Raw genomic sequence first — 25,852 nt, 5'->3', positions numbered from 1 at the left:
TTGCGTCTGCTCGCGGGCGTTGGGTGCGCTGCTGCTCGGTGTCGCGTTGCTCCATTGGCTGGGGACGGCGCACGCCCAGTCGCCCGACTTCGACGTGCAGGCGCATGCGGGCGGGCGCGGCGAAGCTACCGGGGAATCGCTGCGAGCCTTCGCCAAGGCGATCCAAATCGGTGTCAACACATTGGAATTCGACATCAACATCACGAAGGATGACCAACCTGTGGTGTGGCACGACCCGGCGATCGATCCCCGGCAGTGCTCCGACACCGGGCCAGCGTCCCCAGGCGATGCGGCATACCCCTACGTCGGCAAGCTCATACACGAGCTCACCCTCGCACAGATCCGCACCCTCGACTGCGGCCGGCCCAGCGGTGAGTTTCCGCAGGCGGAAGTGGTTCGGCACAACAAGATAGCGACCTTGCCCGAAGTCTTCGAGGCCACCGGTTACGCTGACGTCCGCTACAACATCGAGACCAAGGTGGCCGCCGACCGTCCGGAGGTCTCGGCTGACCCGCAGGAGTTCGTCGATGCGGTACTGGCCGCGGCCAGGACGGCGGGCAAGGTCGACCGGATCGAAATTGAGAGCTTCGACTGGCGGACGCTGGCGATAGTACATCAGGCCGCGCCGTCGATTCCCTTGGTGGCGTTGTGGAATGAGGAAACCTGGACACCTGGTTCGCCGTGGCTGGCCGGTATCAACCCCGCCGTGGCCGGCGATCCGATGATCGGCGCGATGATGGTGGGTGCAACTTGGCTGTCGCCCAGGTACACGCTGGTCGACAAGGCGTTCGTCGATAGGGCACACACGTTGGGGCTCAAGGTGATTCCGTGGACGGTCAACAACGCCGATGTCATGCGCGAGTTGATCGCCGACGGCGTCGACGGCCTGATCACCGACTATCCGGCGCTGCTGCGCAGCTTGCTTTAGGACCGCGAGCAGACGCAAACTCGCGTTAAATGGCGCATTTTAGGGCGATTTTGCGTCTGCTCGCGGTTACGAGCCGAGCAGTTGCACCCCGGTCCATAACGCCAACACTGCCGCAACCAAAGCGGTAGGCACGGTGCACAGCCCCAGCAACGTGTACTCGCCGACGCCTGCCTCGACGTCATGCTGTCGCAGCACTCGTCGCCATAGCAGGTTGGACAGCGAGCCGACGTAGGTCAGGTTCGGCCCGATGTTCACTCCGATCAGCACCGCCAGCACCGCCGCCGGCCCGCTGGCCGTGACCAGCGGCATCAAGGCAAGCGTCGCAGGCAAGTTGTTGACGATGTTGGCCAAAACAGCAGCCAGCGCCGCGATTCCGAGTAGCGCCGGTAACCCTGAGCCCGAAGGCAGCACCGCCGACATGTGCGTCGTCATCCCGTTGAGCATGACGGCCTGCACCACCACGCCCAGCGCCAGGACGAACACCAGAAAGGACACGTTCACCGAGCGCACGATCTCCACCACCGAGGTGCGTCGGTGGTAGAGGCTGCGCAGCGCCAACACCGACGCTCCGGCTAACGCGGCCCAGGCCGGAGCAAGCCCGACCGATTCGGCGAAAGCAAAACCGACAAGAGTCAACCCGACTACAACCAACACGAACACCGGCGGACGAGGCGGAGCGCCGAGTTGCTCAGGGTCCGGCGCAATGCGCAGATCGCGTCTGAAAAACCACCGGAAGACCACATATATCGTGCCGACCGCGGCCAGCCACGGCAGTGCCATCACAAGCGTGAACTTGGTGAACGACAGGTCGGCGACGTGGAAGGCCAGCAGGTTGGTCAGGTTGGACACCGGAAGCAGCAGCGACGCCCCGTTGGCCAGGTGTGCGGTGGCATAGGCGTAGGGCCGCACCGGAGTTCGCAACCGCCGGACCGTCGCCAGCACCACCGGAGTCAGCAACACCACCGTGGCGTCCAGGCTGAGCGCGGCGGTGATGGTCGCGGCGATGACGAACACCTCGCGCAACAGGCCCCTGGATCCCAACCGCTGCGCCATGGCCGCGCCGGCGGCCTCGAACAGCCCTTCGTCGTCGCACAGCTTGGCCAGTACCAGCACAGCGCCCAAAAAGACGACCACACCGGCCAGCCCGCTCACCTGCGCCGCCGCTTGCCTTGTCGAGATCGCGCCTGTCGCAATGAGAATGAGTGCCGCCGGAACCGCTGCCAACGCCTCCGGCCAGCCCCGGGGCCGGGCAACCGCGAACCCCAGCACGACAACAAGCAGCAGCAGAGCAAAGACCAGCGTCAAGGTGCTAGACCCAAGGGTCCTCGCGCCGCCACACGGTCGGCATGTGCAGCGCGACACCGTCGGACGCCGCCAGTTCGTCGAGGATGCGAATGGACTCATCCAGGTCGTCGGCCGCATAGGGGAAGGCGCGCAGAGGTTCTGACAGCGGCCGCATGAAATCGTCCCAATGCACGAGAACCACTCGCCGCGCTCCCACCGCCCGCACCACCTCGGTCCAGTAGTCGACGAAGTAAGACCGAGGCTGCACACCCAGCTGCCCGACCCCCAGATACACAACTTCGGCGCGATGGCCGTCCAACGCGCCCTTGACAAAACCGGCGCTGCCCTGGATCAGCAGCCTGCGCCCCGTCGGGCGATGATGGACGAGCGTTGACCACGCCTCACCACAGCGATACGCCGACGCGCGCACCGGCGGCACCACCGGCTCGCTGATCACTCCGGGAAACCGGTCCGGCAGGCAGTGATGCGACTCCACCAGCGTTACGTCGTAGGCGCCCAATTGAATTGGCTCACCCGGCACCACCACGACAATACGGTCGTCGGTCAGCCCATATCCGCGCCCCACGTTGGCCGCCGACTCGCCTCCGACCAGTTTCGCCCCAGTCCGGTCGGCCACCAGCGCGGAATCCATCGCGTGGTCGATGTGCGTGTGTACGGGTATGACGGCCTCCAGCCGCGAAATCCCCGCCCGTGCAAGGCATTCGTCGACGCGCTCGGCTGACGGCGACACCTTGCCGAAGGCCAGCTGGGGCAGGCCCGGGCGGGAGAAGTAACCGTCGGTCAGCACTGCCGATGAACCGTCGTCGAGCAGTAGTGTCGTCACACCGAGCCAGGTAACCGAAAGCGGCGCACCGGATTCGGCGACGGGCACATCGAATCGGTCCGAATACCGCCCGATATCGGGACGCCCCAGCTTCATTCGCATCAGCAGAAAGCCTTGATCTCGACGCCGGCAGCTTTCAGCCGATCGCGCACCGCGGCCGCGATCTGCACCGCACCGGGTGAATCACCATGCACACAAACCGATTCCACCACGGTGACGGGGACCGCAGTGCCGTCGACCGCGGCGACCTGGCCGGTGGCCACCATGTCCAGTACCCGCTGCGCGATCAGCGCCGGATCGTGCAGCACGGCGCCGGGCTCGCGTCGGGAAACCAGCTGGCCGTCGGCACGGTACGCGCGATCTGCGAATGCCTCGGGCACCGTGTGCAGCCCGACACGGTCCGCCTCTTCGAAGAATGCCGACCCGGTCATGCCCAGCACCGGCAGCCCGGGGTCGACCATCTGTACCGCGGCCGCCACGGCGGCGGCCTGTTCGCGATTGCGAACGATCGTGTTGTACAGCGCCCCATGGGGTTTGACATATGACACCGCCGAGCCGCAAGCCCGCGCGAGCGCCTGCAAAGCGCCGATCTGATACACCACATCGGCGAGCAGGTCGTCGGCGGCGACGTCGATGAAACGCCTGCCGAACCCGGCCAGGTCGCGATAGCTCACCTGCGCGCCGATCCGCACGCCGCGCTCGGCGGCCGACCGGCACACGCGAAGCAGGCCGGCCGGATCTCCGGCGTGAAAACCGCACGCGACGTTGGCGCTGGTGACGATCCCAAGCATGGCGTCGTCATCACCGAGACGCCAGACACCGAAACCCTCGCCCAGGTCGGCGTTGAGGTCGATGCGGGTCATCGAACCAGCTTATGGGCTGGCGCACCTCGACACCCGGGCAACTAGCTGGATGGTCTGGCGCCACGCTCTATCGCCTATTGCCTAGCGACCTTGGCCGCGATCCGCCTGGCGATGTCGCTTGCCGCCGAACCGGGTTGGGTGAAGGCGCACGTCGCGATATCGACGGCGACATTGTTGCGCACCGTCAATGCTCGCTGACAGGCCCATCCGCTGCCGCCTTCCTGGATTTCCGAGGTGCCCAGGGTGCCGTCGCGATTGGTGACCTCGGCCACCGCCCACACGGTGTCCGGCTGACCCGGAGTGGGGTCGGAGAACCGGCGATTGGAGCAAGCGGGCCAGCTTTGCGTGGAGGACATGAAGAAGGACGCGGCATCGCGGCCGGACGGGAAAGCCACCACGGCCTGGATGGCGTAGTGGTCGCGCCTCTTGGAGCCGTCCAGGCTGTCGTCGAGCCGCTGACCCCGCATAGCGGTCCAGCCCGTGTCGGCATAGACCTTGGTCTGTGCGGGTCCATCTACGGCCAGGCAATTCCGGTCGGTCACGTCGGCGCTCCAATCCCACATCTCCCGGGCGTCGAACCAGATCTTCATCGACGTCGCGCCCAACGCGGAATTGATCTGTGCCACGTCGAGCAGCAGGCCGTCAAGCGCGGACACCGGTAGCGGCGGTTCGGCAAAGGGGCCGGACTTATCGGCTGGTGACGCGGTCCCACTGACACTTTCGGTACATCCGACGGCCAGCGTGCAGGCACTCAGTAGCAAAAGCACCATAATGTGCTGACGCATGATCGCTTTCCCTACTCCGCGCATGAGCCGGGGCAACGGCCGGCTCGGCCGGTTGCGTTGGAACAGCTTAAGTGCTGGCGTACTGATGACGGCGCCCGATCAGCCAACAAAACAGGTAGATCAGAAAGGAAATAGTCGCGACGAACACCGAGACCGGAACGCCGGGCGCCAGGGACAGCAGGATGCCCCCGACGGCAGAGACTTCGGCGAACACCACGGCCGCCACGATCGCCGCGACCGGCGAGGTGACCACGCGGGCCGCCGCTGCCGCCGGGGTGATCAGCAACGACATCACCAGCAGTGCCCCGACGATCTGCACGGCCTGAGCCGCCACCACTCCGACCAGCGCGGCGAACACAATGCCCAGGGCGCGTACCGGCACGCCACGCGCGGCCGCCACCTCGGGGTCGACGGTGGCGAACAGCAAGGGGCGGTAGCAGACCGCCAGCACGGCTATGACGAGCAGGCAAACGGCTGCGAGCATCGCCAGCCCGGAATATCCCACCCCGACGATCTGGCCGGTCAGCAAAGCAAAACTGGTCGCTGTCCGACCCGGGTAGAGATGGATGAACAGCACCGCCAATCCCAGCCCGAATGCGAGCACCACCCCGGTCACCGAATCCCGCTCCCGGGCTCGCTGACCGAGCACGCCGAACAGCGCCGCTGCCAGTGCGCTGCCGATCAGCGCACCCAGGCCCACCTGGAACCCGACCAGCAAAGCGAACGCGGCGCCGGTCAAGGAAAGTTCGCTGGAACCGTGTACGGCGAACGACATCTGGCGCATCACGATAAACGGGCCGATCAGCCCGGCCACCAAGCCCAGCAGGGCCGCCGCGACCAGCGCCTGCTGTACGAAGTCGTGCCGGAGCAGGTGTGCGGTGATGTCGAAGGAGAACAGATGGTCCAATACCTCGGCGAGCCGGTAGTTCATTAGGCCCCGTCCGGCGCGCCGACGACCACATACCGTCCCTTGACCTTCACCACCTGGATATCGGCCTGGTAGAGCCGCGACAGCGTCTCGCTCGTCATCACCTGCTCGACAGCGCCGACGGTGAACCGGCCGTCGACCAGATAGAGCACCCGGTCCACATACGGCAGGATCGGGTTGACCTCGTGGGTGACGACGATGACCGTGGTCTCGGCTTCCCGGCGGCGCCGGTCGATCAGCGCCGCTATCAATTTGGCGTTGGCCGGGTCCAGCGTCAATAGCGGCTCATCGCAAAGCAGGAGCATGGGGTCGCTGGCCAGTGCCTGCGCTACGCGCACTCGCTGCAGCTCGCCGCCGGACATCACCCCGACGCGGACATCGGCCAGCCGTTCAGCGTTGACCTGACGCAGCGCCTGCCGCACGGCCTCGCGCCGTCCGGCCCGATCGGCGGGGCGCAGCGACACCCAGCCCCAGCGGCGTCCGTCGATGCCGAGTGCGACCAGGTCGCGCCCGCGCAACATCACGTCGCGGTCCATCGGCCGATGTTGCGGCACATACCCGATGTGGGCGCTGCCCGAGGTGATGCGTTTGCCTTCTACCAGCGCGAGACCGGCACTCAGCGGAAGCTGCCCCAGCAGCACCTTGAGCAATGACGTCTTGCCGGTGCCGTTGGGCCCCAATACCGCGATGAACTCTCCGCGGGACACCGATAGGTCGAGGTGATCCCACAGCACGCGATCGCCGAACGCCAGCCCGGCACCCTGAAGCGAAACGCTCTGCGCACCGCGGTCGACGACCCCGACAGCCTGGTGACTCACGCGCTCATCGACCCGACCGCAGTGCGACGAGCAGCTGGTTGACCGTATTGCGTTGCCACGTCAGGTAGTCGGTGCCCGGCGGTAGGGTTTCGGTTACTTCGGCCACCGGGACACCTGCGCGCCGGGCAGCGTCCTTGAGGCTGTTGGTCGCGGCACTGGACGTCTGCGGGTTGAGCAGTAGTGCCGCGACCTGCCGGTGGTTGATCAGGTCCAGTACGGAGGCCACGTCGGCCGGTGACGGATCGGTTTCGTTCTCATTGGCCGCGGCAAATGCGGGCGGGGCGCGATTCACCAGGCCGGAAGCGGCGATCAGGTAATGCCCGACGGGTTCGGTCGCGATGACGCCGGTAGCGGGGTAGTTGGTGGCGATGGCGTGTTCGGAGATGGCGATCGCGTCGGCGCCGCGGCAGAACTCGGCGGCGTTGGCGTGGTAGTCCGCGGCATTGCCCGGGTCGATGACCGCCAGTCGGTCGGCGATCAGCGCGGCCACCGACTTTGCGACGTTGAGGTCGTAGAAGACGTGTTCGTCGGGGGGCCCGCCGGCGGAAGTGGCGGGCTCGAGAAGTGAATACGCGTTGACCGATTTGATTCCGGGATGGCCGGTGAGCACTTGCTCGACCCACGGGTCGTACCCACCGCCGTTGTAGACCACCAGCGCGGCGTCGGCGATGGCTGCCGCGTCCGACGGGCTGGCCTGGTATGAGTGCGGATCGGTCTCGGCGCCGGACAGGAGGGATCTGACGGTGAGATGGTTCTTGGCGACGGCGCGTGCCACACTGCCCCACACATCGGTGGAGGCCACCACGGCGCCCGCGTGCGGGTGCGCGCCATGGCTGGTGCCGCAGCCGGCCAACATCGTCGAGCCGATCAAAATGGCGATGACAGCGCAGCGCCAGCCACCGTTGACTCGTGGCGATCGCAAGCGCGGCGTGGCCGGGCGCGGCGGGTCGCCACCATTGACTAAGCCCATTCGTGTCTCATTAGAGCCGTCCGCACGCCCGATTTCCTCTCGCCGGCCCTAAGCTGACCACTAATATTAATGAAAATCGTTTCCATTAGTAAAGCGGGGCCCTGCGGCGCTTAACTGAGTCGACCAACCCGCTGTAGCGTGGCCGAACGTGAGTCCCACACCGCGTCGGCGTGCGACTCTGGCGTCCTTGGCGGCCGAGCTGAAGGTCTCGCGGACCACCATCTCGAACGCTTTCAACCGACCGGATCAGCTTTCACCGGAACTGCGGGAGCGGGTGCTCGCCACGGCCAAGCGGTTGGGTTACGCCGGACCGGATCCGGTGGCGCGTTCGCTGCGTACCCGCAAAGCCGGCGCGATCGGTCTGGTGATGACCGAAGCGCTCACCTACTCCTTCAGCGACCCCGCGGCCCGGGATTTCGTTGCGGGAGTGGCGCAATCGTGCGAAGAACTGGGGCAGGGGCTGTTGCTGGTAGCGGTGGGGCCCAGCCGCAGTTTGGCCGACGGAACCGCTGCCGTGCTCTCCGCGGGAGTGGACGGTTTTGTGGTGTATTCGGTCTGCGACGACGACCCCTATCTGCAGGTGGTGCTGCAGCGGCGGCTGCCCGTTGTGGTGGTTGACCAGCCGATCGACCTGCCCGGAGTGTCGCGGGTGGGTATCGACGACCGGGCGGCGATGCGCGAAATCGCAGATTACGTAATGGGATTGGGGCATCGCGAGATCGGCCTTCTCACCATGCGTCTGGGCCGGGACCGACGCCACGGACTGGTGGACCCGCAACGGCTGAAGTCGCCGACATTCGATGTGCAGCGCGAGCGCATCATCGGGGTCTGGGAGGCGATGACGGCTCACGGCATCGACCCGGATTCGCTCACCGTGGTGGAGAGCTACGAGCACCTGCTTACCTCCGGCGGCGCCGCCGCAAAGACGGCACTGGACGCCAATCCGCGCATCACCGCGCTGATGTGCACCGCGGACATGTTGGCCTTGTCGGCCATGGATTACCTACGGGGACATGGCATTTACGTGCCCGGTCAGCTGACCGTCACGGGTTTCGACGGCGTGCCGGAGGCGATCGGCCGCGGTCTGACCACCGTGGCGCAGCCGAGCCTGCAGAAGGGACGCCGGGCGGGTGAACTTGTGCAGAAGCCGCCGCGATCCGGTCTGCCGGTTATCGAACTGTTGGCCACCGAGCTGATCCGGGGCCGCACCGCGGGTCCGCCCGCATAGCCCGTCGCGTGCCGACATACTTTGCGCCGTAGCCGCAAATTCAGCTGCGGGAGTTTTCGCCGTCGCCGATCAACAGCCGCACGGCCAGGTCGAGCCGCTTACTGACGTCGGTCGCCGAGGCTCGCCGGGTCAGCCAGGCCAGCAGGTTGTTCGTCCATACATCTGAGATCACGCGGGCGACTTGGTACTGGTGCTCGGTCGGCTCGCCGTCGGCCATCGCGCGCGCGAACATGCTGTCGATGAGCTTCTCGACATGGTCGACCTCGCTTGCGGCGGAGGCGTCGGCGAACACGTATGCGCGGGTCATCGCCTCGGTGAGCAGCGGATTGCGCTGCATCGCCCGGTTGAGCTTGTCGACCATGAATTTCAGTCGCTGAAACGGGGTGCCGCCGGCAACGGCCGAACGGTCTGTCTTGGCGTCGATCCGGCTGAATTCCCGGCCGAGCGCCGACACCAACAGATGCACCTTCGACGGGAAATACCGGTACAGCGTCCCGACCGCGACGTCAGCCCGGTCTGCCACCGCCCGCATCTGCACGGCCTCGTAACCGCCTTTGGACGCGATGGCCATCGTCGCGTCGAGGATGCGCTTGCGCCGTTCTCGCTGCGCCTCCGAACCGAGCTCGGACTCAGCCAATACCGCCACGTTCACCACCTCTCGGGGCTGCGCATATTCCGCCTGGGAGGCGGCGCGGCCCGGGTTTGTGTTCGTTGGCGACATCTGAGGGGTAGCTCCTTTTCCGGCGGTCCGTTCGCAAACGATACGCATTTCGTGTGTGAATTTCCCACCTCCCTGCCGCCGACACAACCGCGTGTCCTGCTGCAATGGCGTTCGACTTGACGGTCGACTACTGGCACTATTAGAACACGTTCTAGTCCGACGACGATGCGGCTTGCGGAGCAAGCCGAGGAGGAGTCGGACAATCGGGACCAGTCGACGACGATGCGGCTTGCGGAGCAAGCCGAGGAGGAGTCGGACAATTAGGTAGCGGCGGCATCGCCCCTCTTGTCACGTCGAACAGCACGCGGAGGACTCACACGTGGTAGCGACCGTCACCGACGAACAGTCTGCCGCGCGTGAGTTGGTGCGCGATTGGTCCCGCAACTCCGGCTCGTCCCAGGCCGTCCGCGCCATTGAGCAAGGCAACGCCGACGCCTGGCGGCCGGTATACGCGGGGCTGGCCGACCTGGGACTGTTCGGAGTCGCCGTCCCCGAAGAGCACGGCGGAGCGGGCGGCAGCACCGAAGACCTTTGCGCGATGGTCGAGGAGGCGGCCAAGGCACTGGTGCCGGGGCCGGTCGCAACCACCGCGCTGGCCACTCTCGTCGTGTCCGACCCGACGCAACCCTCAGTGCTGGGCGCGCTGGCGTCCGGCGAACGATTCGCCGGTGTCGCGCTCGAAGGTGACGTGCGATTCGACAGAGAGACTTCGCAGGCGTCAGGCACCCTGCCGTGGGTGTTGGGCGCCGCGCCCGGTGGGTTCCTGCTGTTGCCGGTCGCGGAGCATTGGTTGCTGGTCGACAGCACCGCCGACGGGGTGTCGATCGAGCCACTGCGGACCGCCGACTTTTCCCGGCCGCTGGCCCGTGTGGTGCTGACCTCGGCTGAGGCGTCGTTGCTGGGCGAGCGGCCGGTAGCCGACCTGGCCGCAACCGTGCTGGCCGCCGAGGCGGCCGGGGTGACCCGCTGGGCCCTGGACACCGCCGTCGCCTATGCCAAGGTGCGTGAACAGTTCGGCAAGCCGATCGGTAGCTTCCAGGCCGTCAAGCACCTGTGTGCAGAAATGCTGTGCCGGGCCGAGCAGGCCGAGGTGGCCGCCGCCGACGCGGCCCGGGCCGCCGGTGATTACGACGAAAGCCAGTTCGCCATCGCCGCGGCTTTGGCCGCGAGCATCTGCATCGCCACGGCGAAGGCCAACGTCAAAGACTGCATCCAAGTGCTCGGCGGGATCGGTTGCACGTGGGAACACGACGCGCACCTGTATTTGCGGCGGGCCCACAGCATCGGCCGCTTTCTCGGAGGCTCCGAGAGTTGGCTGCGGCGCGTCGCCGCCCTGACCCAGGACGGTGTCCGGCGTCGTCTCGGTATCGATCTGTCGGAGGTCGAAAGCCTGCGCCCGGAGATCGCCGCGGCCGTCGCCGAGGTTGCCGCGCTGCCGGAGGAGAAGCGCCAAGTAGCGCTGACCGATTCAGGTTTGCAGGCGCCGCACTGGCCGGCGCCGTACGGGCGCGACGCTTCACCGGCCGAGCAACTGTTGATCGATCAGGAACTGGCTGCGGCCGGCGTCGTGCGTCCCGACCTGGTGATCGGTTGGTGGGCGGCGCCGACCATCCTCGAGCACGGCACTCCGGAGCAGATAGAGCGCTTCGTGCCGGCCACCCTGCGCGGTGAATTCCTTTGGTGCCAGCTGTTTTCCGAGCCCGGAGCCGGTTCGGACCTGGCGTCGCTGCGCACCAAGGCCGTGCGGGCCGAGGGTGGCTGGCTGCTCACCGGGCAGAAGGTGTGGACTTCGGCGGCGCACAAGGCGCGGTGGGGAGTCTGCCTCGCCCGCACCGACCCGGACGCCCCGAAGCACAAAGGCATCACTTACTTCCTGGTGGACATGAAATCGCCTGGAATCGAAATCCGGCCCCTGCGGGAGATCACCGGCGACTCGCTGTTCAACGAGGTCTTCCTGGACAACGTGTTCGTTCCCGACGAGATGGTGGTCGGCACGGTGAACGACGGCTGGCGGTTGGCCCGCACCACGCTCGCCAACGAGCGCATCGCCATGGCGACCGGCACCGCCCTGGGCAATCCGATGGAAGAGCTGCTCAAGGTGCTGGCCGAGCTGGACCTCGACGCTGCCGATCAAGACCGGCTCGGACGGCTGATCGCCACCGCCGCCACCGGCGCATTACTCGACCAGCGCATCGCCCAGCTGGCGGTCGGCGGTCAGGACCCGGGTGCGCAGTCCAGCGTGCGCAAGCTCATCGGCGTGCGCTACCGCCAGGCGCTGGCCGAATACGCGATGGACGTGTCCGAGGGTGGCGGTCTCGTCGAAAATCGCGCTGTACACGACTTCCTCAACACCCGGTGTCTGACGATCGCCGGCGGCACCGAGCAGATCCTGCTCACTGTCGCCGCCGAGCGGTTGCTCGGATTGCCGCGCTAGCGGTGCTGCCGGTGCGCGCCAAGCGCCCTTGATGATCGGCTTTGAGTGTGCGCCTAGGGATTTGACTGTGAGCTCAGGGCTTTGATTGTGCATTCACGGCGGGATTTCAGCGCTCCCCACGCCCCGGGCTCACTGCCAAAGCCGTGAGCTCACAGTCAAACGCGATCGCCACTGACTCATATGCGGCGGGCCCGCAACGGGTCAACCCCTACGAGAAATTCGCTTGGGCGCAGGTGCTCGGCGAGGTGATGTTGACCCCGGGGTAGACCACCTGGATGTGGGTGCAAAGGAAGACGTTGATGTCGGTCTTGGGCTGGCCGGTCGACCAGTCGGTCGAGTCGATGCGGCCGGTTGTCTGGTATTTGTCCGGCGGTCCGTCACCGAAGTAAACGGTGGTGATCTCGTCGCTTCCCATCGACTTGTGGATCCGCTCGTATTGGCCGTTGGCGTGTGCGTCCAAGTAGGCCAGCCGGTTCGACGAGCGGACCTCCGTGGTCTGGCGTGCCCAGAGCCCGGACGGGAAGCCCGTCACACCCTCGGGGGTTTGCATGTCGGCTCCGACCGTGAAGTCGCAGCTGCCGTTCGCTTTCATGCAGTTGAGGAGGGCGTGCGTCTCCAGCTGATTCGGGCCGTCCAGCGGAAACAGGGTCGTGGCGGTGTTGCTCGCCGCATGACCGGTACCCGCGGGCGCGAAGGGGAACATCAGTCCGACGACAGCGAAGCCCATCACCAGCCGCTTCATCTTGCTTCCCTTCCCTCGCGTCGACCTCAAGGAGAACTTAACGCGTGCGACCATTTTCCGAAGGTCACTTCTGCCGAACAAGATTGCAAAAGACATCGACAGGCCATATCGGGCGGCCCCCATTGCCCTGGGCCCCCAAACGCGCGACCCTGCGGTCATGGCATCGATCCTGCGGCCAGTGCGTCGCCGAAGGCGGTTCGGCCGCCCTGGATGCAGTTTCGCTGCAGCAGCCAACTTAACGCTTGCGACTATTCGTCGTAGGTCACTTCCACCGAATCGGTTTCCGGGTGCGACTGACAGGCCAATATCAGCCCGTCGTCGAGGTCCTGCTGTTCCAGCACGTCGTTGACTTCCATGGTCACGTTGCCGCCGCGCAGCGTGCAGGCACAGGCGCCGCAGTGACCTTCCCGGCACGAGAACGGCGCGTCGAGGCCCGCGGCCAGCAACACGTCGAGCAGCTTGGCGTGGCGCGGCCATGACACGGTGTGGGTTTCACCGTCCAACTCCACGACCGCGGTGGCAGGCGCCTCGTCTCCGGTGTCTTCGACCTTCACCGCGGCAAACGGATCCGAATCCAGCGACTTGAACACCTCGATGTGCACTAGCTGGGCAGGAACGTCCAGTGCGGTCAACGCTTCCCTGGACGCCTGCATGAACGGGCCGGGCCCGCAGATGTATACCGGCCGCCCGGTGTAGGGCGCGGCCAGCTTCGCCAGCGCGGTCGCGCTCGGCAGTCCCTGCAGCGACTCCAGCCAGTGCACCACGGTGAACCGGTCGGGATACTTGGCGGCCAGTTCGCGCAGCACCTCGCGGAAGATGACCGAGCGGTCGTCGCGGTTGGCGTACAGCAGCGTCACGTGACCGCTGCCCTCGGACAGCGCGGATTTGCAGATCGCCATGATCGGGGTGATCCCGCTACCCGCAGCGAGCAGCAGAAAGTCGTCGTCCAGCGTTTTGGGCACGAAGTTGCCCGACGGCGCCAGGACGTGGATCCGCATGCCCTTGTGGGCGTTGTCGCACAGCCAGTTGGATGCGTATCCATCGGCGGTGCGTTTGACGGTGACGGTCAGCGCGTCGTCGGTGTACGGCGAGCTGCACAGCGAGTAGCAGCGGGCCACCGAGCCGGTGCGGTCGCTGGGGACGCGCAACGTCAGGAACTGGCCGGGCGCGTAGCGCAGCCGCTCCGCCGGGATACCTGGGTCGTTCGGGCCGTCCGGCACCTCGAAAACCAGTGATCGCGCCTCGTCGGTTTCGGCGACGACTTCGGCGATCTGCAGTTCAAGGACGTGGTCGCCGAGTGGCTCGTCGGGTATCGCGTCGGTCACCGCCCGTCCTCTCTCCGTCACGACCTGTGACGATCCGCTGCGCCGCTCTTGCGGTCGCAACGGATGCCACCAGTGTCGACCCGCTGCGACCGGTTGTGCCGCTCTGGCGATCGCCACGCAACTAGAACATGTTACAGAAAAGCCGATTGGTATCGCTACCAGCCGCAGGAATACCCTGCTCGACACAAATCGGAACGTGTTCTAGTCTCTGTGTAAATCCACCCGGAAGGTCTGGCCCAGGAGGCAAACGTAAGTGACGTCCATTCAACAGCGCGACGCGCAGTCGGTGTTGGCCGCCATCGATGATCTGCTTCCCAAGATTCGGGAGCGCGCCCAGGCAACGGAGGACCTGCGCCGGCTGCCCGAAGAGACGGTCCAGGAGCTCGACGAGGTGGGCTTCTTCACCCTGCTGCAGCCGGAACAATGGGGTGGCCTGCAATGCGATCCGACGCTGTTCTACGAGGCGACGCGACGTATTGCGAGCGCATGCGGATCCACCGGCTGGGTGAGCTCGATCGTCGGCGTGCACAACTGGCATCTGGCGCTGTTCGACCAGCAGGCCCAGGAGGAGGTGTGGGGCGAGGACCCCAAGACCCGCATCTCGTCGTCGTACGCCCCGATGGGTGCGGGCGTCGTGGTAGACGGCGGATACCTGGTGAACGGGTCGTGGAACTGGTCGTCGGGTTGCGACCATGCCTCCTGGACATTCGTGGGCGGCCCGGTGATCAAGGACGGCCGCCCTGTGGACTTCGGCAGCTTCCTGATCCCCCGCAGCGAATACCGCATCGACGACGTGTGGCATGTCGTCGGATTGCGCGGAACCGGTAGCAACACGCTCGTGGTCAAGGATGTCTTCGTGCCGCGGCACCGGTTCCTGTCCTACAAGGCGATGAACGACGGCACCGCCGGCGGATACCGGACGAATACCGCGCCGGTGTACAAGATGCCTTGGGGCACAATGCATCCCACCACTATCTCGGCGCCGATCGTGGGTATGGCCTACGGCGCGTACGACGCGCATGTCGAGCACCAGGGCAAGCGCGTGCGCGCGGCGTTCGCCGGCGAGAAGGCCAAGGACGACCCGTTCGCCAAGGTGCGAATTGCCGAGGCGGCCAGCGACATCGACGCCGCGTGGCGACAGCTGATCGGAAACGTCGGCGACGAGTACGCGCTGTTGGCGGCCGGCAAGGAGATTCCCTTCGACCTGCGAGCCCGTGCTCGTCGTGACCAGGTGCGGGCGACCGGGCGCGCGATCGCTTCGATCGACCGGTTGTTCGAGGCGTCCGGTGCCACCGCGCTGGCCAATGATCAACCGGTGCAGCGCTTCTGGCGCGACGCACACGCCGGCCGGGTGCACGCGGCCAACGACCCCGAACGGGCATACGTGATCTTCGGGAACCACGAGTTCGGGTTGCCGCCCGGCGACACGATGGTTTGATGCCGGTGACCGCCACGACAGAGGACCTGACGTTCGAATCCACCTCTCGCTTCGCAGAAGTGGATGTCGACGGACCGCTGAAGCTGCACTACCACGAAGCCGGCGCAGGCAACGACCAGACGATCGTCCTGCTGCACGGCGGCGGCCCCGGCGCATCGAGCTGGACGAATTTTTCCCGCAACATCGCGGTGCTGGCCCGGCGTTTCCATGTGCTGGCCGTCGACCAGCCGGGCTACGGTCACTCCGACAAGCGAGCCGAGCACGGCCAGTTCAACCGGTACGCGGCGCGGGCGCTGAAGGGGCTTTTCGACCAGCTGCAGCTGGGTCGGGTTCCGCTGGTTGGCAATTCACTGGGCGGTGGCACCGCGGTCCGGTTTGCGCTGGACTATCCGGACCGGGCCGGGCGGCTGGTGCTGATGGGCCCGGGCGGGCTGAGCGTCAACCTGTTTGCGCCCGACCCGACCGAGGGCGTGAAGCGGCTCGGCAAGTTCTCCGTCGAGCCCACCCGCGAGAATTTGGAGGCGTTCCTGCGGGTGATGGTCTACGACCAGAAGATGATCACCCCCGAACTGGTGGATCAGCGTTTCGAGTTGGCAAGCACGCCGGAATCACTGACCGCTACCCGGGCAATGGGAATGTCGTTCGGCGGGGCCGATTTCGAGCTCGGCATGATGTGGCGCGAGGTGTACAAACTGCGGCAGCCGGTGCTGCTGATCTGGGGCCGCGAGGATCGGGTCAATCCGCTGGACGGGGCGCTCGTGGCGCTGAAGACCATTCCGCGTGCGCAACTGCACGTCTTCGGGCAATGTGGACACTGGGCGCAGGTAGAGAAGTTCGACGAGTTCAACAAGCTCACCATCGATTTCCTGGGAGGTGCGTGATGAGCATTCGCTCGCTGGGCTGGCTGCGCATCGAGGCCACCGACATGTCGGCGTGGCGCGAGTACGGCCTGAAAGTTCTCGGCATGGTCGAGGGCAAGGGCGCGACCGAGGGCGCTCTCTATCTGCGGATGGATGACTTTCCGGCTCGGCTGGTGATCGTGCCCGGCAAGCAGGACCGGCTCGCGGAGGCCGGCTGGGAATGCGCGAATGCCGAAGGCCTGCAAGAGATCCGGAACCGGCTCGACGTCGAGGGGACGCCGTACAAGGAGGCCACCGCCGCCGAACTCGCCGAACGGCGAGTGGACGAGATGATTCTGTTCTCCGACCCGTCAGGCAATCCACTGGCGGTGTTTCACGGTGCGGCGCTGGAACACCGTCGGGTGGTCAGCCCCTACGGCCACAAGTTCGTCACCGGTGAGCAGGGCTTGGGGCACGTGGTGCTCACCACCCGCGACGACGCCGAGGCGCTGCACTTCTATCGGGATGTGCTGGGATTCAAGCTGCGTGACTCGATGCGGATGCCCCCGCAGATGGTGGGACGCCCCGCCGACGGCGCGCCGGCATGGCTGCGCTTCTTCGGCTGCAACCCGCGTCACCACAGCCTGGCCTTCCTGCCGCTGCCGACGCCCAGTGGGATCGTGCATTTGATGGTCGAGGTGGAGAACGCTGACGACGTGGGCCTGTGCCTGGACCGGGCACTGCGCCGAAAGGTGCCGATGTCGGCCACCCTGGGCCGCCACGTCAACGACCTGATGCTGTCGTTCTACATGAAGACACCCGGTGGCTTCGACGTCGAATTCGGTTGCGAGGGCAGGCAAGTCGAAGACCACGACTGGATCGCCCGGGAGAGCACCGCCGTCAGCCTGTGGGGCCACGACTTCACCGTCGGCGCGCGCGGCTAACCCGATAGCGAAAATGGCTGCCGCGCCGATTGACCCGCGCACGTTCCGCAGCGTGCTCGGTCAGTTCTGCACCGGAATCACGATCATCACCACGGTGCACGACGACGTCCCGATCGGCTTTGCGTGTCAGTCATTCGCGGCGCTGTCACTCGACCCGCCGCTGGTGCTGTTCTGCCCCACCAAGGTGTCGCGGTCCTGGAAGGCCATCGAGGCCAGCGGGCGGTTCTGCGTCAACGTGCTGACCGAGCAGCAGAAGGACGTTTCGGCGCGGTTTGGCTCCAAGGAACCCGACAAGTTCGCCGGAATCGATTGGCGCGCTTCGCCACTGGGTTCGCCGATCATCGATGGCTCGCTGGCGTACATCGACTGCACGGTGGCTTCCGTCCACGACGGCGGCGACCACTTCGTGGTGTTCGGCGCGGTCGCTTCGCTGTCCGAGGTTCCCAGGATCAAGCCGCGGCCGCTGCTGTTCTATCGCGGCGACTACACCGGCATCGAGCCGGACAAGACCACTCCGGCTCAGTGGCGCGACGACCTGGAAGCCTTCCTCACCACTACCACCCAGGACACCTGGCTATAGCGCGCCGCGAAGACGCACGAGGTGGGGCGGGCCTGAAGCGGGGTACCCCACCGCTCACCGGTTCGGCGCGCATTTATCACGAGTCCCATCCGTCACGGAATTTCGGACGTGTGTCTTTTGTCCAGCTCGAAGCGACAATCGGTGCGCGGCAAGTCGATTTGTCGCTTTCAGGTGGACAAAAGACCTAAGCATCTTCTCCGGTGATGAGTGACCGGTGTGACAGGCCAATTCGGTGGTGTAGCGCGCCAATTTCGAACCAGCCTGCATGCGGGGGAGAGGCGGACAATCGGGCTATCGCGCTTGAGTTTTCGCGCCACCGTCGGGCCGGCTCCGAATGTTTGGGACTCCCCGAATCGGCAATGCTTCGAGAATGCAGGCCACGCGGGCGCTTGCCGGTTACCTGAATACCCAGATCGATCAGATAATGGCCGGTGACCTAGGCCTGCGTCGTGGAGAAGACCCCATCCACGACACGCGCGTGGCGATCCGGCGGTTTCGGAGCACACTGCGGGTATTCGGCAAGGCGCTGGACAAGGCGGCCGTCGGCGACCTCGACGCCGAACTGAAGTGGTGCGCCGGGCTGCTGGGCGAAGTCCGCGATTGCCAGGTGCAGCAACGCCGGTTCGGCGATGCGCTCGACGAAATGCCCGACGAATTGATCCTGGGCCCCGTCCGGGCGCGGATCCGCAACCATCTGCAGGGCGTCGAGCTGCCGGCGCGCACTCGGGTGAGTGAGGCGATGGATTCCGAGCGCTACGCCGCTCTGGTGGCCCGGTTGCGGCAGTTACGCGTCGAACCGCCCGTTGACCAGGACATCACCGCCAAGGACCTGTGGAAGCAGGCCCGGCGTGCCCAGCGGAAGGCGGATCGTCGGCGGGCATCGGCCCTTCAGAGCCGAACCGGCGACGGTGCTCTGCTGCACCGGGCCCGGAAAGCCGCCAAACGTGCCCGCTACGCCGCCGAGCTGTATAGGCCGCTGGACAAGTCCGCGAAACGAGCGGTCAAGCGTTACAAGCACATTCAAACTGTGCTCGGCGATCATCAGGACACTGTGGTCGCCGCTGAGACGCTCCGGCAGCTCGGCATCACCGCGGGAACGGCCGGAGGCGAGAACGGCTTCACCTACGGCTTGCTGTACGCGCGCGAGCAAGAGATCGCTCGCCGGTGCCGTCAAGATGCCCGACGTTACGGCCGGGGGGCGTGACGCTACTGCGAAATATCAAAGGGGGAAATTTCGCAGTAGCGTCACGCGGACAGCTGGCTCAGGCGGATGGGGCACGATGGTCGTGCCCGCCCGTCTCCGCATCGGTTGTCGGTTCGTATGATTCGTCGCCCGACACCTCGTGGCGGCCCGGCACCGACCGATCCCGGTCTTCACGTGCGTCCTTCTTGACACCCGGGTCGATGCTGTCGGCGCGGTTCCACTGCTCGTCAAGTTGTTCACGCGAGGCGGCGGTTTCGCTTTGATGCTTGGCTGCTCGTTCCTGCAGCCTGGCGGCCTCGGCGGCCTTGACCTCGGCCTCTGCTTGCGCAGCACGCGCCTTGGCGGCTGTTTCCTCGGCCAGCGCCTCCCGACGTTCGAGCTTGGCCGTCTCGAGTCTGGCCTGTTCGCGGATTTGTTCGGCCTGCCGTTGACGGCGGCTTCTGGATGCCCGGCTGGCCGCGAAGACCAGGGCCGCGATGACCAAGATGGCCACGACCGCGGCAATCACGATCCAGACGGTATTGCTGGTACTCATGTTGAGCTCCGTTTGACAGACGGTTTGTGGTTGCTGGCTGCAGCCGTCCCTACCGAATCCCCATATTCGACATAACTAAAACAAGCGAAACCGTCGTGCACGGAAAGCTACATGAAGTCCAACGCCTCGACCGTCGCGATCGGGCCTTCATGGGATGGCCGGTTCGCTCCGCCGATGACGTAGACCGTGTTGCCGACCGTTGCGACCACCTCCGCATGACGCGAGGTGGGCATCGGAGTGAGGGTGCTCCACTTCTTGTCGGCGATGTCGTACATCTCGACCACGTTCACCACCTGCGTCGGCTCTTCCCCGCCGACCACCACGATCCGGCCGTCGATATACGCCGCGCCGTAGCTGCCGCGCGGAGTCGGCATACCCACCAGCTTCGTCCATTTCCCCGACGCCGGATCGAACTGCTCGAGCGCCGCGGTGTTCTTGGAAGCGGACAGGAACCTACCGCCAATCGCGTAGAGGTAGGTGCCGTCGGACACCGCCGCCAGGTGCTCTCGAGGGGTCGGCATGTCGGCGGCGTCCTTCCACGAACTGCCGTCGAAGACCTCGGTCTGCGGGACGAGCTGCTTGGCGCTCTGCCCGCCGACAGCCACGAGTTTGTCCCCGACCACTGCGGCGGCCGGCGCCACGCGTGCGTGCTTGAGGCTCGGCAACTCCACCCAATTGTTGCCACGCAGCGCGAACACTTTGTTGGTCCCGTTGCCGATGTTCTTTTCGCTTTCGCCCCCGAGTACCACCACCTCGCCGCGGTAGGTCGCCGCGGCGGCGTGATGCAGTGGGATCGGCAGAGGCGGTCCGGGCTGCCAGACGCCCGTCTTCGGGTCGTAGCTTTCGACCGTCTGCAGCGGTACGCCGTTGCGAAGGCCACCCATGATCCAGATCTTGTCGTTGAGCACGGCCCACGCCATCATCAGCCGGGCGGTCGGGGCGTCCGGCAGGGAACGCCATTGCGACGCGGGCTGAATCTTGCGGGCCGGCAAGTTCAGCACTTCCGCCGTGGCGACCACCTGACCGTCTCCGACTGCGGTCGACCCGCCGACCGCATATACGGCCTTGTCCACCGCGTCGACCGCCATACCGTGCCTCGGGCTGGCCATGTCCGGTAAGGCGTCCCAGGTTTTCGCCATCAGATCCAGCACCGAAACGCTCTTGAGGACTTCTCCATTTGACACGCCGCCCACAGCCACCAAGCGCCCGTCGGCGATTGCCACACCGAGGTCGCTGCGCGGCTGAGGAAGTCCGGCCAACGCCGTCCAGGATTTCGCCGCCGGGTCATACGCCTCGACCGTCGTCAGGTCCGCGTTGCCGTTCGATCCGCCGACCGCGTACATCAGCTTTCCGTCCGAGGCCCCGGCCAGCAGCTGTCGAGGCGTCGGTATCGGTGGGCCCAGGGTCCACGCGGTGCCGTCGAAGATTTCGGTGGTGTTGAGCAGTGCTCCGTTCGCACCCACACCGCCGGTCACGATGATGCGGTCTCCCACGGCCGCCGCTGCCCCCGCCGACCTTGGCTGCAACAAATGAGGCAACTCCACCCACTGACCGTTGACTACTCGCCACACCTTGTCGGTTGCGACTCTGTTGCCGCTCTCCGTCCGCTGGCCGCCGAGCACTATCGGGTTGTCCTGCCATGTCACCGCCATGGCGTGCTGAACACCGGCCGGTAGATCGGCGCCGGCCTTCCACGCGTCGACGACCGGGTCGTAGCCCTCGTGCACAGCGGTGACGGCACCGTCGGCCCGGATGCCGCCGAAGATCCAGATCGTGCCGTCGGTCTGGGTGGTCGCCGCCGCGTCGCGCGCGATGGGCGCGTTCGTAATCGCCTTCCATTGGACCGGGGCTTGGGTGCTGGGCTGACTCGCGACGTTGTGGTCGTTCTTTTTATTGCCCGTCAGCAGATAGAGACCGCCGACGACCAACAGGACGACCGCGAGGACCGCCGCGACGGCCATGGCTATCCGATTCGATTTCTTTCCCGGCTCGGCGAACCACCCCGCCAGACCCGATCTCCTGCCGCTGGGCGGGACCGGACCCGTTGGCCTTGGCGACGGTGGGCCGCTGGGCGGGCCTGAAGGCGGTCGTGTGGTGCCCGATGGCGTCGAGATGCTGGTCGGGTCGGCGTATGGCGGAACTACTTGAGTTGCGCCCGTCGGGGGCGAGACGGGCGGTGGTGGTTGTAAGCCGCGGCCACCGCGCAGGACGTCGGCGGCTTGCGAGAACTCCTCGCGACCAGCGGATCCCGCTTCCGGACCGATCGGCTGCCGGACCGAGGACGTTGAGCCGATCGGATCTGCAATATGTTGCGTCGACCCGTGAATGCTGGACTCAGCCGCAGTCGCTGATTGCATCGCTGTCTGCGCGGCGGTCTGCCCGCTGGGCGGTCGAGCGACACCTGTCGGCGTGACGACCGTGTGGCTCGAACCAGTAGCGGTGTTAGTGATTGCCATCGAATCGGGTTTGAAGCCACAGCTGCGCTGCGCGGCCTGCAGCTCGCGGCCGAACTGCTCCGCAGACACCGGCCGTGCCGCAGGATCGATCGACATCGCTTTCTCGATCGCCGAGCACACCGCATCCGGGATTCCTTCCGGACGCATATCCGGGACCCGGCTGGTACTTATCCGCAGGTACTGAGCAATGAGGTCTTCACCGCTCTTGCGCTCGTGCGCGGCACCGCCCGCAATGAGCGCATAAATGGTTGCGCCAAGTGAGTAAAGATCGGACGCGACCGTTGCCGGATTACCGGTCATCACCTCGGGCGCGGTGTAGTCAATTGTGCCGGAGAAGAACCCGGTGGCCGTCTCATATCCGCCCTCGATGTGCGCGATCCCGAAGTCACTCAATAACGGTTCGCCGTAATCGTTGACGAGCACATTCGCAGGTTTGATATCGCGGTGTAACGTTCCGGTCTTGTGCGCGGTCTCCAATGCGCCGCAAAGCTTCACGGCGATCCGCAACGCCTCGGGCCATGGGAGGGGCCCTTCATGGCGTAACCGCACCGCCAGCGAATCCGCGGCGTGGTAGGGCATCACGATGTAGGGCTTGCCGCTCGGAGTCACCCCGACGCGCAGGATATGAACGATGTTCGGATGCCCGGAGAGCCCGCCCATCGCGTAGCCCTCTCGCAGAAAACGCTCCCGGCTCTCCTCGTCGAAATGCGACGGCAGGACCTTGACAGCAACGTTTCGGCCGAGCGCCGTTTCGTAACAGCGGTAGATCACCCCGGCGCCGCCCCGAGCCACCTGTTGTGCATTCTCGAATCCGGCTTCCGCCAGCTCCTCCGCGAGCCCGCTTGACGGGCGGCCTGAGCCGGTTGTGGGTCGATCAGCCATATCTTGGCCTCACCCTCCAATGCGATGGGTCGTTCGCGAGGTCAAGACTAGCTAAACGTCAACTCAGCGGGACCGGTTTGGCGAACGTTTCAGGGCGCCCTCCGGAATATGAATATTGCTCAGGCCAGAATGGCCGTATGGCACTGGAGCTGACCCGATACTTCGACCGCGTCAACTACTGCGGCGTCGTCGTGCCGAGCCTGGAAGTATTGCAGAATCTCGTCACGGCTCACACCAAAAGCATTCCGTTCGAAAATTTGGATCCGCTGCTGGGCGTGCCGGTCGACGACCTCAGTGCCGACGCGCTGTTCGACAAGCTGGTGCGCCGGCGTCGGGGTGGCTACTGCTACGAGCAAAACGGTTTGATGGGTTACGTACTGGCGGAAATCGGCTTTGGGGTGCGCAGATTGGCCGGCCGCGTGGTGTGGATGGCGCCGCCCGGCGCCCCGTTGCCGGCGCAGACCCACACCGTGCTCGCCGTTACCTTCCCCGGTTCGCACGGGTCTTTTCTCGTCGACGTCGGCTTCGGCGGGCAGACGCCGACGTCGCCGATTCGCTTGGAAACGGGCAGCGTCCAGCAGACAACGCGCGAACCCTATCGCCTCGAGGACCGCGGCGACGGGCTGGTGTTGCAGGCGCAGCTGCGCGACGAGTGGCAGTCGCTGTATGAATTCACCACCAGGACGGCGCCGATGATCGATCTGAAGGTGGGGAGCTGGTTCGTCTCGACGCACCCGTCGTCGCAGTTCGTGACCAATCTGATGGTGGCGAGGGTCACCGACGACGCCCGGTGCAACCTCGCTGACCGCAACCTGACCGTCCACCGAAACGGCGAGACCGAGAAGATCCGGCTGGACGATTCCGCGGCGGTGATCGAGGTGCTCAGTGACCGGTTCGGGATCAACGTCGCGGATGTCGGCGAGCGCAGTGTGCTCGAAGCACGTATCGACCGGCTACTGGACGCTCAACCAGCGCCCGATTCGCCGTAAGCCTTCCTCGAGGTCGCTCGTCGGCCCGGCGAACGACAGCCGGACAAACCGATTCCCACGCGCCGGATCGAAGTCGATGCCCGGTGCGATCGCAACGCCGGTGTCACCCAACAGCTTTGAGCAGAACGACAGCGAGTCATCGGTGAAGTCCGAGACGTCGGCGTACACGTAGAACGCGCCGTCGGTGGGTGCCAACCGGTCGATCCCGATCGCGCGCAGCCCGTCGAGCACCAGCGAGCGGTTGCTCGTGTAGTGCTGTAGGTTGCCGTCTGCCTCGGCGGTGGACTCCGGGGTGAACGCGGAAACCGCGGCGAATTGCGACAGCACCGGGGGGCAGATGGTGAAGTTGCCGGTCAGGCAGTCCACTGCACGACGCAGCTCGGCCGGAACCAGCAGCCAGCCCAGCCGCCAGCCGGTCATCGCGTAATACTTGGAAAAGCTGTTGACTACCACGGCATTTCGCGAGGTCTGCCATGCGCAGCTGGTCGCTGGCGCCCCCGGGTAAACCAGGCCATGATAAACCTCATCGCTGATCAGTCGCACCCCGGAGCTGTCACACCACGACGCGATCGCGGACAACTCACCGGGCGGTATGACCGTCCCGGTGGGATTGGCCGGGCTGGCGACGATGACGCCCTGTACCGGCGGGTCGAGTTCAGCGAGTATCTGCGCAGTGGGCTGAAACCGCGTCTCGGGCCCGCATGGGATCTCTACGACCTCACACCCCAACGCCGACAGAATGTTTCGATAACAGGGATAGCCGGGGCTGGCCAGCGCCACCCTATCCCCGACGTCAAAGCAGGCCAGAAAGGCGAGCAGGAACCCACCCGACGATCCGGTGGTGACAATCACCGCGTCGGGCTCGACCTCTATTCCATACTGGCGCTGGTAATCCGTCGCTATCGCAGTCCGCAGTTCCGGAATGCCCAGTGCGACAGTATAACCCAGTTGGTTGAGATGCAGTGCGGCGGCGGCTGCGGCCCGAACCGGCTCGGGGGCACCCGCGCTGGGCTGGCCCGCCGACAGGTTCACCAGATCGCCGTGGGTGCGCTGGCGCTCCGCGGCCGCCAGCCAGACATCCATCACATAAAACGGTGGAATGCCGGCGCGCAATGCCACCCGGTCGTTCACGGGGCGGATGCCGCCGCACAGACCTGGGATTCCAGCTGAAGCAGCAACTCGCTCGGCGAGGCCAGCAGCTGCGAACTACCATGTGCGCGTTTGAAATACAGATGCATGTCGTGTTCCCAGGTGATCGCAATGCCGCCGTGTATCTGGATGCCCTCGGCGGCCACGGTGGACAGCGTCTCGCTGGCGGCCAGACGCGCAGTCGCGGCATTGGTAGCCGTGGGGTCGTTGCACGCGTCATTGACGACCGCCCTGGCCGCGGCCACCTTGACATAGAGGTCGGCCATCCGGTGCTTCAGCGCCTGAAAGCTGCCGATCGGCCGGCCGAATTGCACTCGGCTCTTGGCGTATTCGACGGTGAGTTCCAGGCACCGTTCGGCGGCGCCGATTTGTTCGGCGGCCAGCAGGATGGCCGCCGTGTCGGCCAGGCCCGGGTCGGCGGCCAGGAATTCGGTGTCGTCGGGCTGCACCTTGGCCAGCCTGCGAGTGGGGTCCATGGTGGCGACGGGTTGGGCAGTGACCCGCGTCCATCTGCTCAGCCGACCGTCCATCGCGGCGACGACGACGTCGGCGATATCACCGTTGACGACATAGTCGGGATCAATCACCAGCGCCCCGACCGAGCTTCCGCTGGCCAGCGCCTCCAACGTCTCGGCGTCTGGTTCCGGCGCGGCGAGCAGGGCCAGTTCGGCCAGCGTGGTACCCAGCAACGGGGAGGGCACCAGCGTCCGTCCCAGCTCCTGCAAAACCGTTGCGGCATCGGCTAGTTCACCGCCCGCGCCGCCCAACTCCTCGGGGACCACCAGCGCGGCTGCCCCGACCTGTTCGCAAAGCAACTGCCACAGCGACTCGTCGTAGCCGCGGTCGGACTCCATTGCCGCACGCACGGCCGACGGGTTCGCGTGCTTGGCGACCAGATTTGCAACGGTGTCCCGCAGCATCTCCCGTTCTTCCGTCAATTGCGCCGCTCCTCCTCATCACTTCGTT

Annotated in this window: 23 protein-coding genes; 9 read left to right on the top strand and 14 right to left on the bottom strand. The window is 65.9% G+C overall.

From position 1 onward, the window contains the following. Positions 1–19: 19 nt before the first annotated feature. Positions 20–928 carry a glycerophosphodiester phosphodiesterase family protein gene (locus A5791_RS07520; RefSeq protein ID WP_156661052.1) on the top strand — a complete coding sequence of 303 codons (909 nt, stop codon included), beginning with the start codon at positions 20–22 and terminating at the stop codon, positions 926–928. Between the two features lie 66 nt (positions 929–994). On the opposite strand, the gene A5791_RS07515 is transcribed toward A5791_RS07520, so the two are convergent. The 7 genes from A5791_RS07515 to A5791_RS07485 form a co-directional block, all read right to left on the bottom strand. Next, positions 995–2,233: an SLC13 family permease gene (locus A5791_RS07515; protein WP_067233442.1), complete on the bottom strand. Its 1,239-nt coding sequence runs from the start codon at positions 2,231–2,233 to the stop codon at positions 995–997. Positions 2,234–2,237: 4 nt separating this feature from the next. Beyond that, entirely contained in the window at positions 2,238–3,158 is a 921-nt protein-coding gene (locus A5791_RS07510; RefSeq protein WP_067233439.1) for an MBL fold metallo-hydrolase, read from the bottom strand. Next, a complete protein-coding gene (locus A5791_RS07505) occupies positions 3,158–3,919 on the bottom strand; it encodes a LamB/YcsF family protein (protein ID WP_067233437.1) in 762 nt (253 codons plus the stop codon). Before A5791_RS07505 ends, A5791_RS07510 begins: the two co-directional genes overlap by 1 nt. 74 nt (positions 3,920–3,993) lie before the next feature. Then, complete coding sequence (locus A5791_RS07500) at positions 3,994–4,704, bottom strand: sensor domain-containing protein (protein ID WP_067233434.1); 711 nt, start codon at positions 4,702–4,704, stop codon at positions 3,994–3,996. A 67-nt stretch (positions 4,705–4,771) separates the two neighbouring features. Continuing rightward, a complete protein-coding gene (locus A5791_RS07495; protein WP_067233431.1) occupies positions 4,772–5,635 on the bottom strand; it encodes a metal ABC transporter permease in 864 nt (287 codons plus the stop codon). Further along, positions 5,635–6,450, bottom strand: coding sequence for a metal ABC transporter ATP-binding protein (locus tag A5791_RS07490; protein ID WP_067233428.1), 816 nt, complete (start codon positions 6,448–6,450; stop codon positions 5,635–5,637). Before A5791_RS07490 ends, A5791_RS07495 begins: the two co-directional genes overlap by 1 nt. A gap of 4 nt (positions 6,451–6,454) precedes the next feature. Further along, the gene (locus tag A5791_RS07485; protein ID WP_067233530.1) at positions 6,455–7,306 is read right to left on the bottom strand and encodes a metal ABC transporter solute-binding protein, Zn/Mn family; all 852 of its coding nucleotides are present in this window, start codon (positions 7,304–7,306) and stop codon (positions 6,455–6,457) included. Positions 7,307–7,568: 262 nt separating this feature from the next. Between A5791_RS07485 and A5791_RS07480 the strand changes: the two genes are divergently transcribed. Further along, on the top strand, positions 7,569–8,648 hold the full coding sequence (locus tag A5791_RS07480) for a LacI family DNA-binding transcriptional regulator (protein ID WP_067233425.1): 1,080 nt from the start codon (positions 7,569–7,571) through the stop codon (positions 8,646–8,648). 40 nt (positions 8,649–8,688) lie between these two features. Here the strand turns inward: A5791_RS07480 and kstR are convergent, their stop codons facing one another. Then, positions 8,689–9,294 (bottom strand): cholesterol catabolism transcriptional regulator KstR, encoded by a 606-nt coding sequence (gene kstR, locus A5791_RS07475; RefSeq protein WP_197504625.1) that lies wholly within the window; start codon positions 9,292–9,294, stop codon positions 8,689–8,691. Between the two features lie 394 nt (positions 9,295–9,688). Here kstR and A5791_RS07470 point away from each other — a divergent pair, with 394 nt between their 5' ends. After that, on the top strand, positions 9,689–11,803 hold the full coding sequence (locus tag A5791_RS07470) for an acyl-CoA dehydrogenase (protein ID WP_067233419.1): 2,115 nt from the start codon (positions 9,689–9,691) through the stop codon (positions 11,801–11,803). 208 nt (positions 11,804–12,011) lie between these two features. On the opposite strand, the gene A5791_RS07465 is transcribed toward A5791_RS07470, so the two are convergent. Together A5791_RS07465 and A5791_RS07460 are read right to left on the bottom strand one after the other, a co-directional pair. Next, the gene (locus tag A5791_RS07465) at positions 12,012–12,545 is read right to left on the bottom strand and encodes a hypothetical protein (protein WP_067233417.1); all 534 of its coding nucleotides are present in this window, start codon (positions 12,543–12,545) and stop codon (positions 12,012–12,014) included. A 248-nt stretch (positions 12,546–12,793) separates the two neighbouring features. Continuing rightward, positions 12,794–13,870: a ferredoxin--NADP reductase gene (locus A5791_RS07460; RefSeq protein WP_156661051.1), complete on the bottom strand. Its 1,077-nt coding sequence runs from the start codon at positions 13,868–13,870 to the stop codon at positions 12,794–12,796. 253 nt (positions 13,871–14,123) lie between these two features. Here A5791_RS07460 and hsaA point away from each other — a divergent pair, with 253 nt between their 5' ends. The 5 genes from hsaA to A5791_RS07435 all read left to right on the top strand — a co-directional run bounded on the left by hsaA (position 14,124) and on the right by A5791_RS07435 (position 18,875). Next, the gene (gene hsaA / locus A5791_RS07455) at positions 14,124–15,308 is read left to right on the top strand and encodes a 3-hydroxy-9,10-secoandrosta-1,3,5(10)-triene-9,17-dione monooxygenase oxygenase subunit (protein ID WP_067233415.1); all 1,185 of its coding nucleotides are present in this window, start codon (positions 14,124–14,126) and stop codon (positions 15,306–15,308) included. Then, complete coding sequence (gene hsaD, locus A5791_RS07450; protein WP_067233413.1) at positions 15,308–16,189, top strand: 4,5:9,10-diseco-3-hydroxy-5,9,17-trioxoandrosta-1(10),2-diene-4-oate hydrolase; 882 nt, start codon at positions 15,308–15,310, stop codon at positions 16,187–16,189. Before hsaA ends, hsaD begins: the two co-directional genes overlap by 1 nt. Next, positions 16,189–17,091, top strand: a complete 903-nt coding sequence (gene hsaC, locus A5791_RS07445; RefSeq protein ID WP_067233411.1) for an iron-dependent extradiol dioxygenase HsaC — start codon at positions 16,189–16,191, stop codon at positions 17,089–17,091. Before hsaD ends, hsaC begins: the two co-directional genes overlap by 1 nt. 13 nt (positions 17,092–17,104) lie before the next feature. Next, positions 17,105–17,671, top strand: coding sequence for a 3-hydroxy-9,10-secoandrosta-1,3,5(10)-triene-9,17-dione monooxygenase reductase subunit (gene hsaB / locus A5791_RS07440; protein ID WP_067233410.1), 567 nt, complete (start codon positions 17,105–17,107; stop codon positions 17,669–17,671). A gap of 370 nt (positions 17,672–18,041) precedes the next feature. Continuing rightward, a complete protein-coding gene (locus A5791_RS07435) occupies positions 18,042–18,875 on the top strand; it encodes a CHAD domain-containing protein (RefSeq protein WP_067233407.1) in 834 nt (277 codons plus the stop codon). A 58-nt stretch (positions 18,876–18,933) separates the two neighbouring features. Here A5791_RS07435 and A5791_RS07430 read toward each other — a convergent pair whose 3' ends face one another. Then, positions 18,934–19,410 carry a hypothetical protein gene (locus A5791_RS07430; protein ID WP_067233406.1) on the bottom strand — a complete coding sequence of 159 codons (477 nt, stop codon included), beginning with the start codon at positions 19,408–19,410 and terminating at the stop codon, positions 18,934–18,936. Between the two features lie 107 nt (positions 19,411–19,517). After that, a complete protein-coding gene (locus A5791_RS07425; RefSeq protein ID WP_067233405.1) occupies positions 19,518–22,748 on the bottom strand; it encodes a serine/threonine-protein kinase in 3,231 nt (1,076 codons plus the stop codon). 137 nt (positions 22,749–22,885) lie between these two features. On the opposite strand from A5791_RS07425, the gene A5791_RS07420 reads away from it, so the two are divergent. Beyond that, positions 22,886–23,737, top strand: a complete 852-nt coding sequence (locus A5791_RS07420) for an arylamine N-acetyltransferase (protein ID WP_067233403.1) — start codon at positions 22,886–22,888, stop codon at positions 23,735–23,737. Here the strand turns inward: A5791_RS07420 and A5791_RS07415 are convergent. Together A5791_RS07415 and A5791_RS07410 are read right to left on the bottom strand one after the other, a co-directional pair. Then, positions 23,702–24,868 (bottom strand): pyridoxal phosphate-dependent aminotransferase, encoded by a 1,167-nt coding sequence (locus tag A5791_RS07415; protein WP_067233400.1) that lies wholly within the window; start codon positions 24,866–24,868, stop codon positions 23,702–23,704. The genes A5791_RS07420 and A5791_RS07415 overlap by 36 nt on opposite strands. Continuing rightward, a complete protein-coding gene (locus A5791_RS07410; RefSeq protein ID WP_067233398.1) occupies positions 24,865–25,824 on the bottom strand; it encodes an acyl-CoA dehydrogenase family protein in 960 nt (319 codons plus the stop codon). Before A5791_RS07410 ends, A5791_RS07415 begins: the two co-directional genes overlap by 4 nt. Between the last annotated feature and the right edge of the window lie 28 nt (positions 25,825–25,852).

The organism is Mycobacterium sp. 852002-51163_SCH5372311 (genome assembly GCF_001667115.1).
In the GTDB taxonomy this organism is placed as follows: domain Bacteria; phylum Actinomycetota; class Actinomycetes; order Mycobacteriales; family Mycobacteriaceae; genus Mycobacterium.
Note: the sequence above shows the minus strand (reverse complement) of the source record. Positions and strands in the feature narration are given on the sequence as shown.

What these genes read in the sequence shown, in the direction of transcription:
- A5791_RS07425 (WP_067233405.1), bottom strand. Translation starts at nt 22,748, where the DNA reads ATGGCTGATCGACCCACAACCGGCTCAGGCCGCCCGTCAAGCGGGCTC.
- A5791_RS07510 (WP_067233439.1), bottom strand. Translation starts at nt 3,158, where the DNA reads ATGCGAATGAAGCTGGGGCGTCCCGATATCGGGCGGTATTCGGACCGA.
- A5791_RS07485 (WP_067233530.1), bottom strand. Translation starts at nt 7,306, where the DNA reads ATGTTGGCCGGCTGCGGCACCAGCCATGGCGCGCACCCGCACGCGGGC.
- A5791_RS07435 (WP_067233407.1), top strand. Translation starts at nt 18,042, where the DNA reads ATGCAGGCCACGCGGGCGCTTGCCGGTTACCTGAATACCCAGATCGAT.
- hsaC (WP_067233411.1), top strand. Translation starts at nt 16,189, where the DNA reads ATGAGCATTCGCTCGCTGGGCTGGCTGCGCATCGAGGCCACCGACATG.
- hsaB (WP_067233410.1), top strand. Translation starts at nt 17,105, where the DNA reads ATGGCTGCCGCGCCGATTGACCCGCGCACGTTCCGCAGCGTGCTCGGT.
- A5791_RS07495 (WP_067233431.1), bottom strand. Translation starts at nt 5,635, where the DNA reads ATGAACTACCGGCTCGCCGAGGTATTGGACCATCTGTTCTCCTTCGAC.
- A5791_RS07430 (WP_067233406.1), bottom strand. Translation starts at nt 19,410, where the DNA reads ATGAGTACCAGCAATACCGTCTGGATCGTGATTGCCGCGGTCGTGGCC.
- A5791_RS07420 (WP_067233403.1), top strand. Translation starts at nt 22,886, where the DNA reads ATGGCACTGGAGCTGACCCGATACTTCGACCGCGTCAACTACTGCGGC.
- A5791_RS07465 (WP_067233417.1), bottom strand. Translation starts at nt 12,545, where the DNA reads ATGAAGCGGCTGGTGATGGGCTTCGCTGTCGTCGGACTGATGTTCCCC.
- hsaD (WP_067233413.1), top strand. Translation starts at nt 15,308, where the DNA reads ATGCCGGTGACCGCCACGACAGAGGACCTGACGTTCGAATCCACCTCT.
- A5791_RS07500 (WP_067233434.1), bottom strand. Translation starts at nt 4,704, where the DNA reads ATGCGTCAGCACATTATGGTGCTTTTGCTACTGAGTGCCTGCACGCTG.
- A5791_RS07505 (WP_067233437.1), bottom strand. Translation starts at nt 3,919, where the DNA reads ATGACCCGCATCGACCTCAACGCCGACCTGGGCGAGGGTTTCGGTGTC.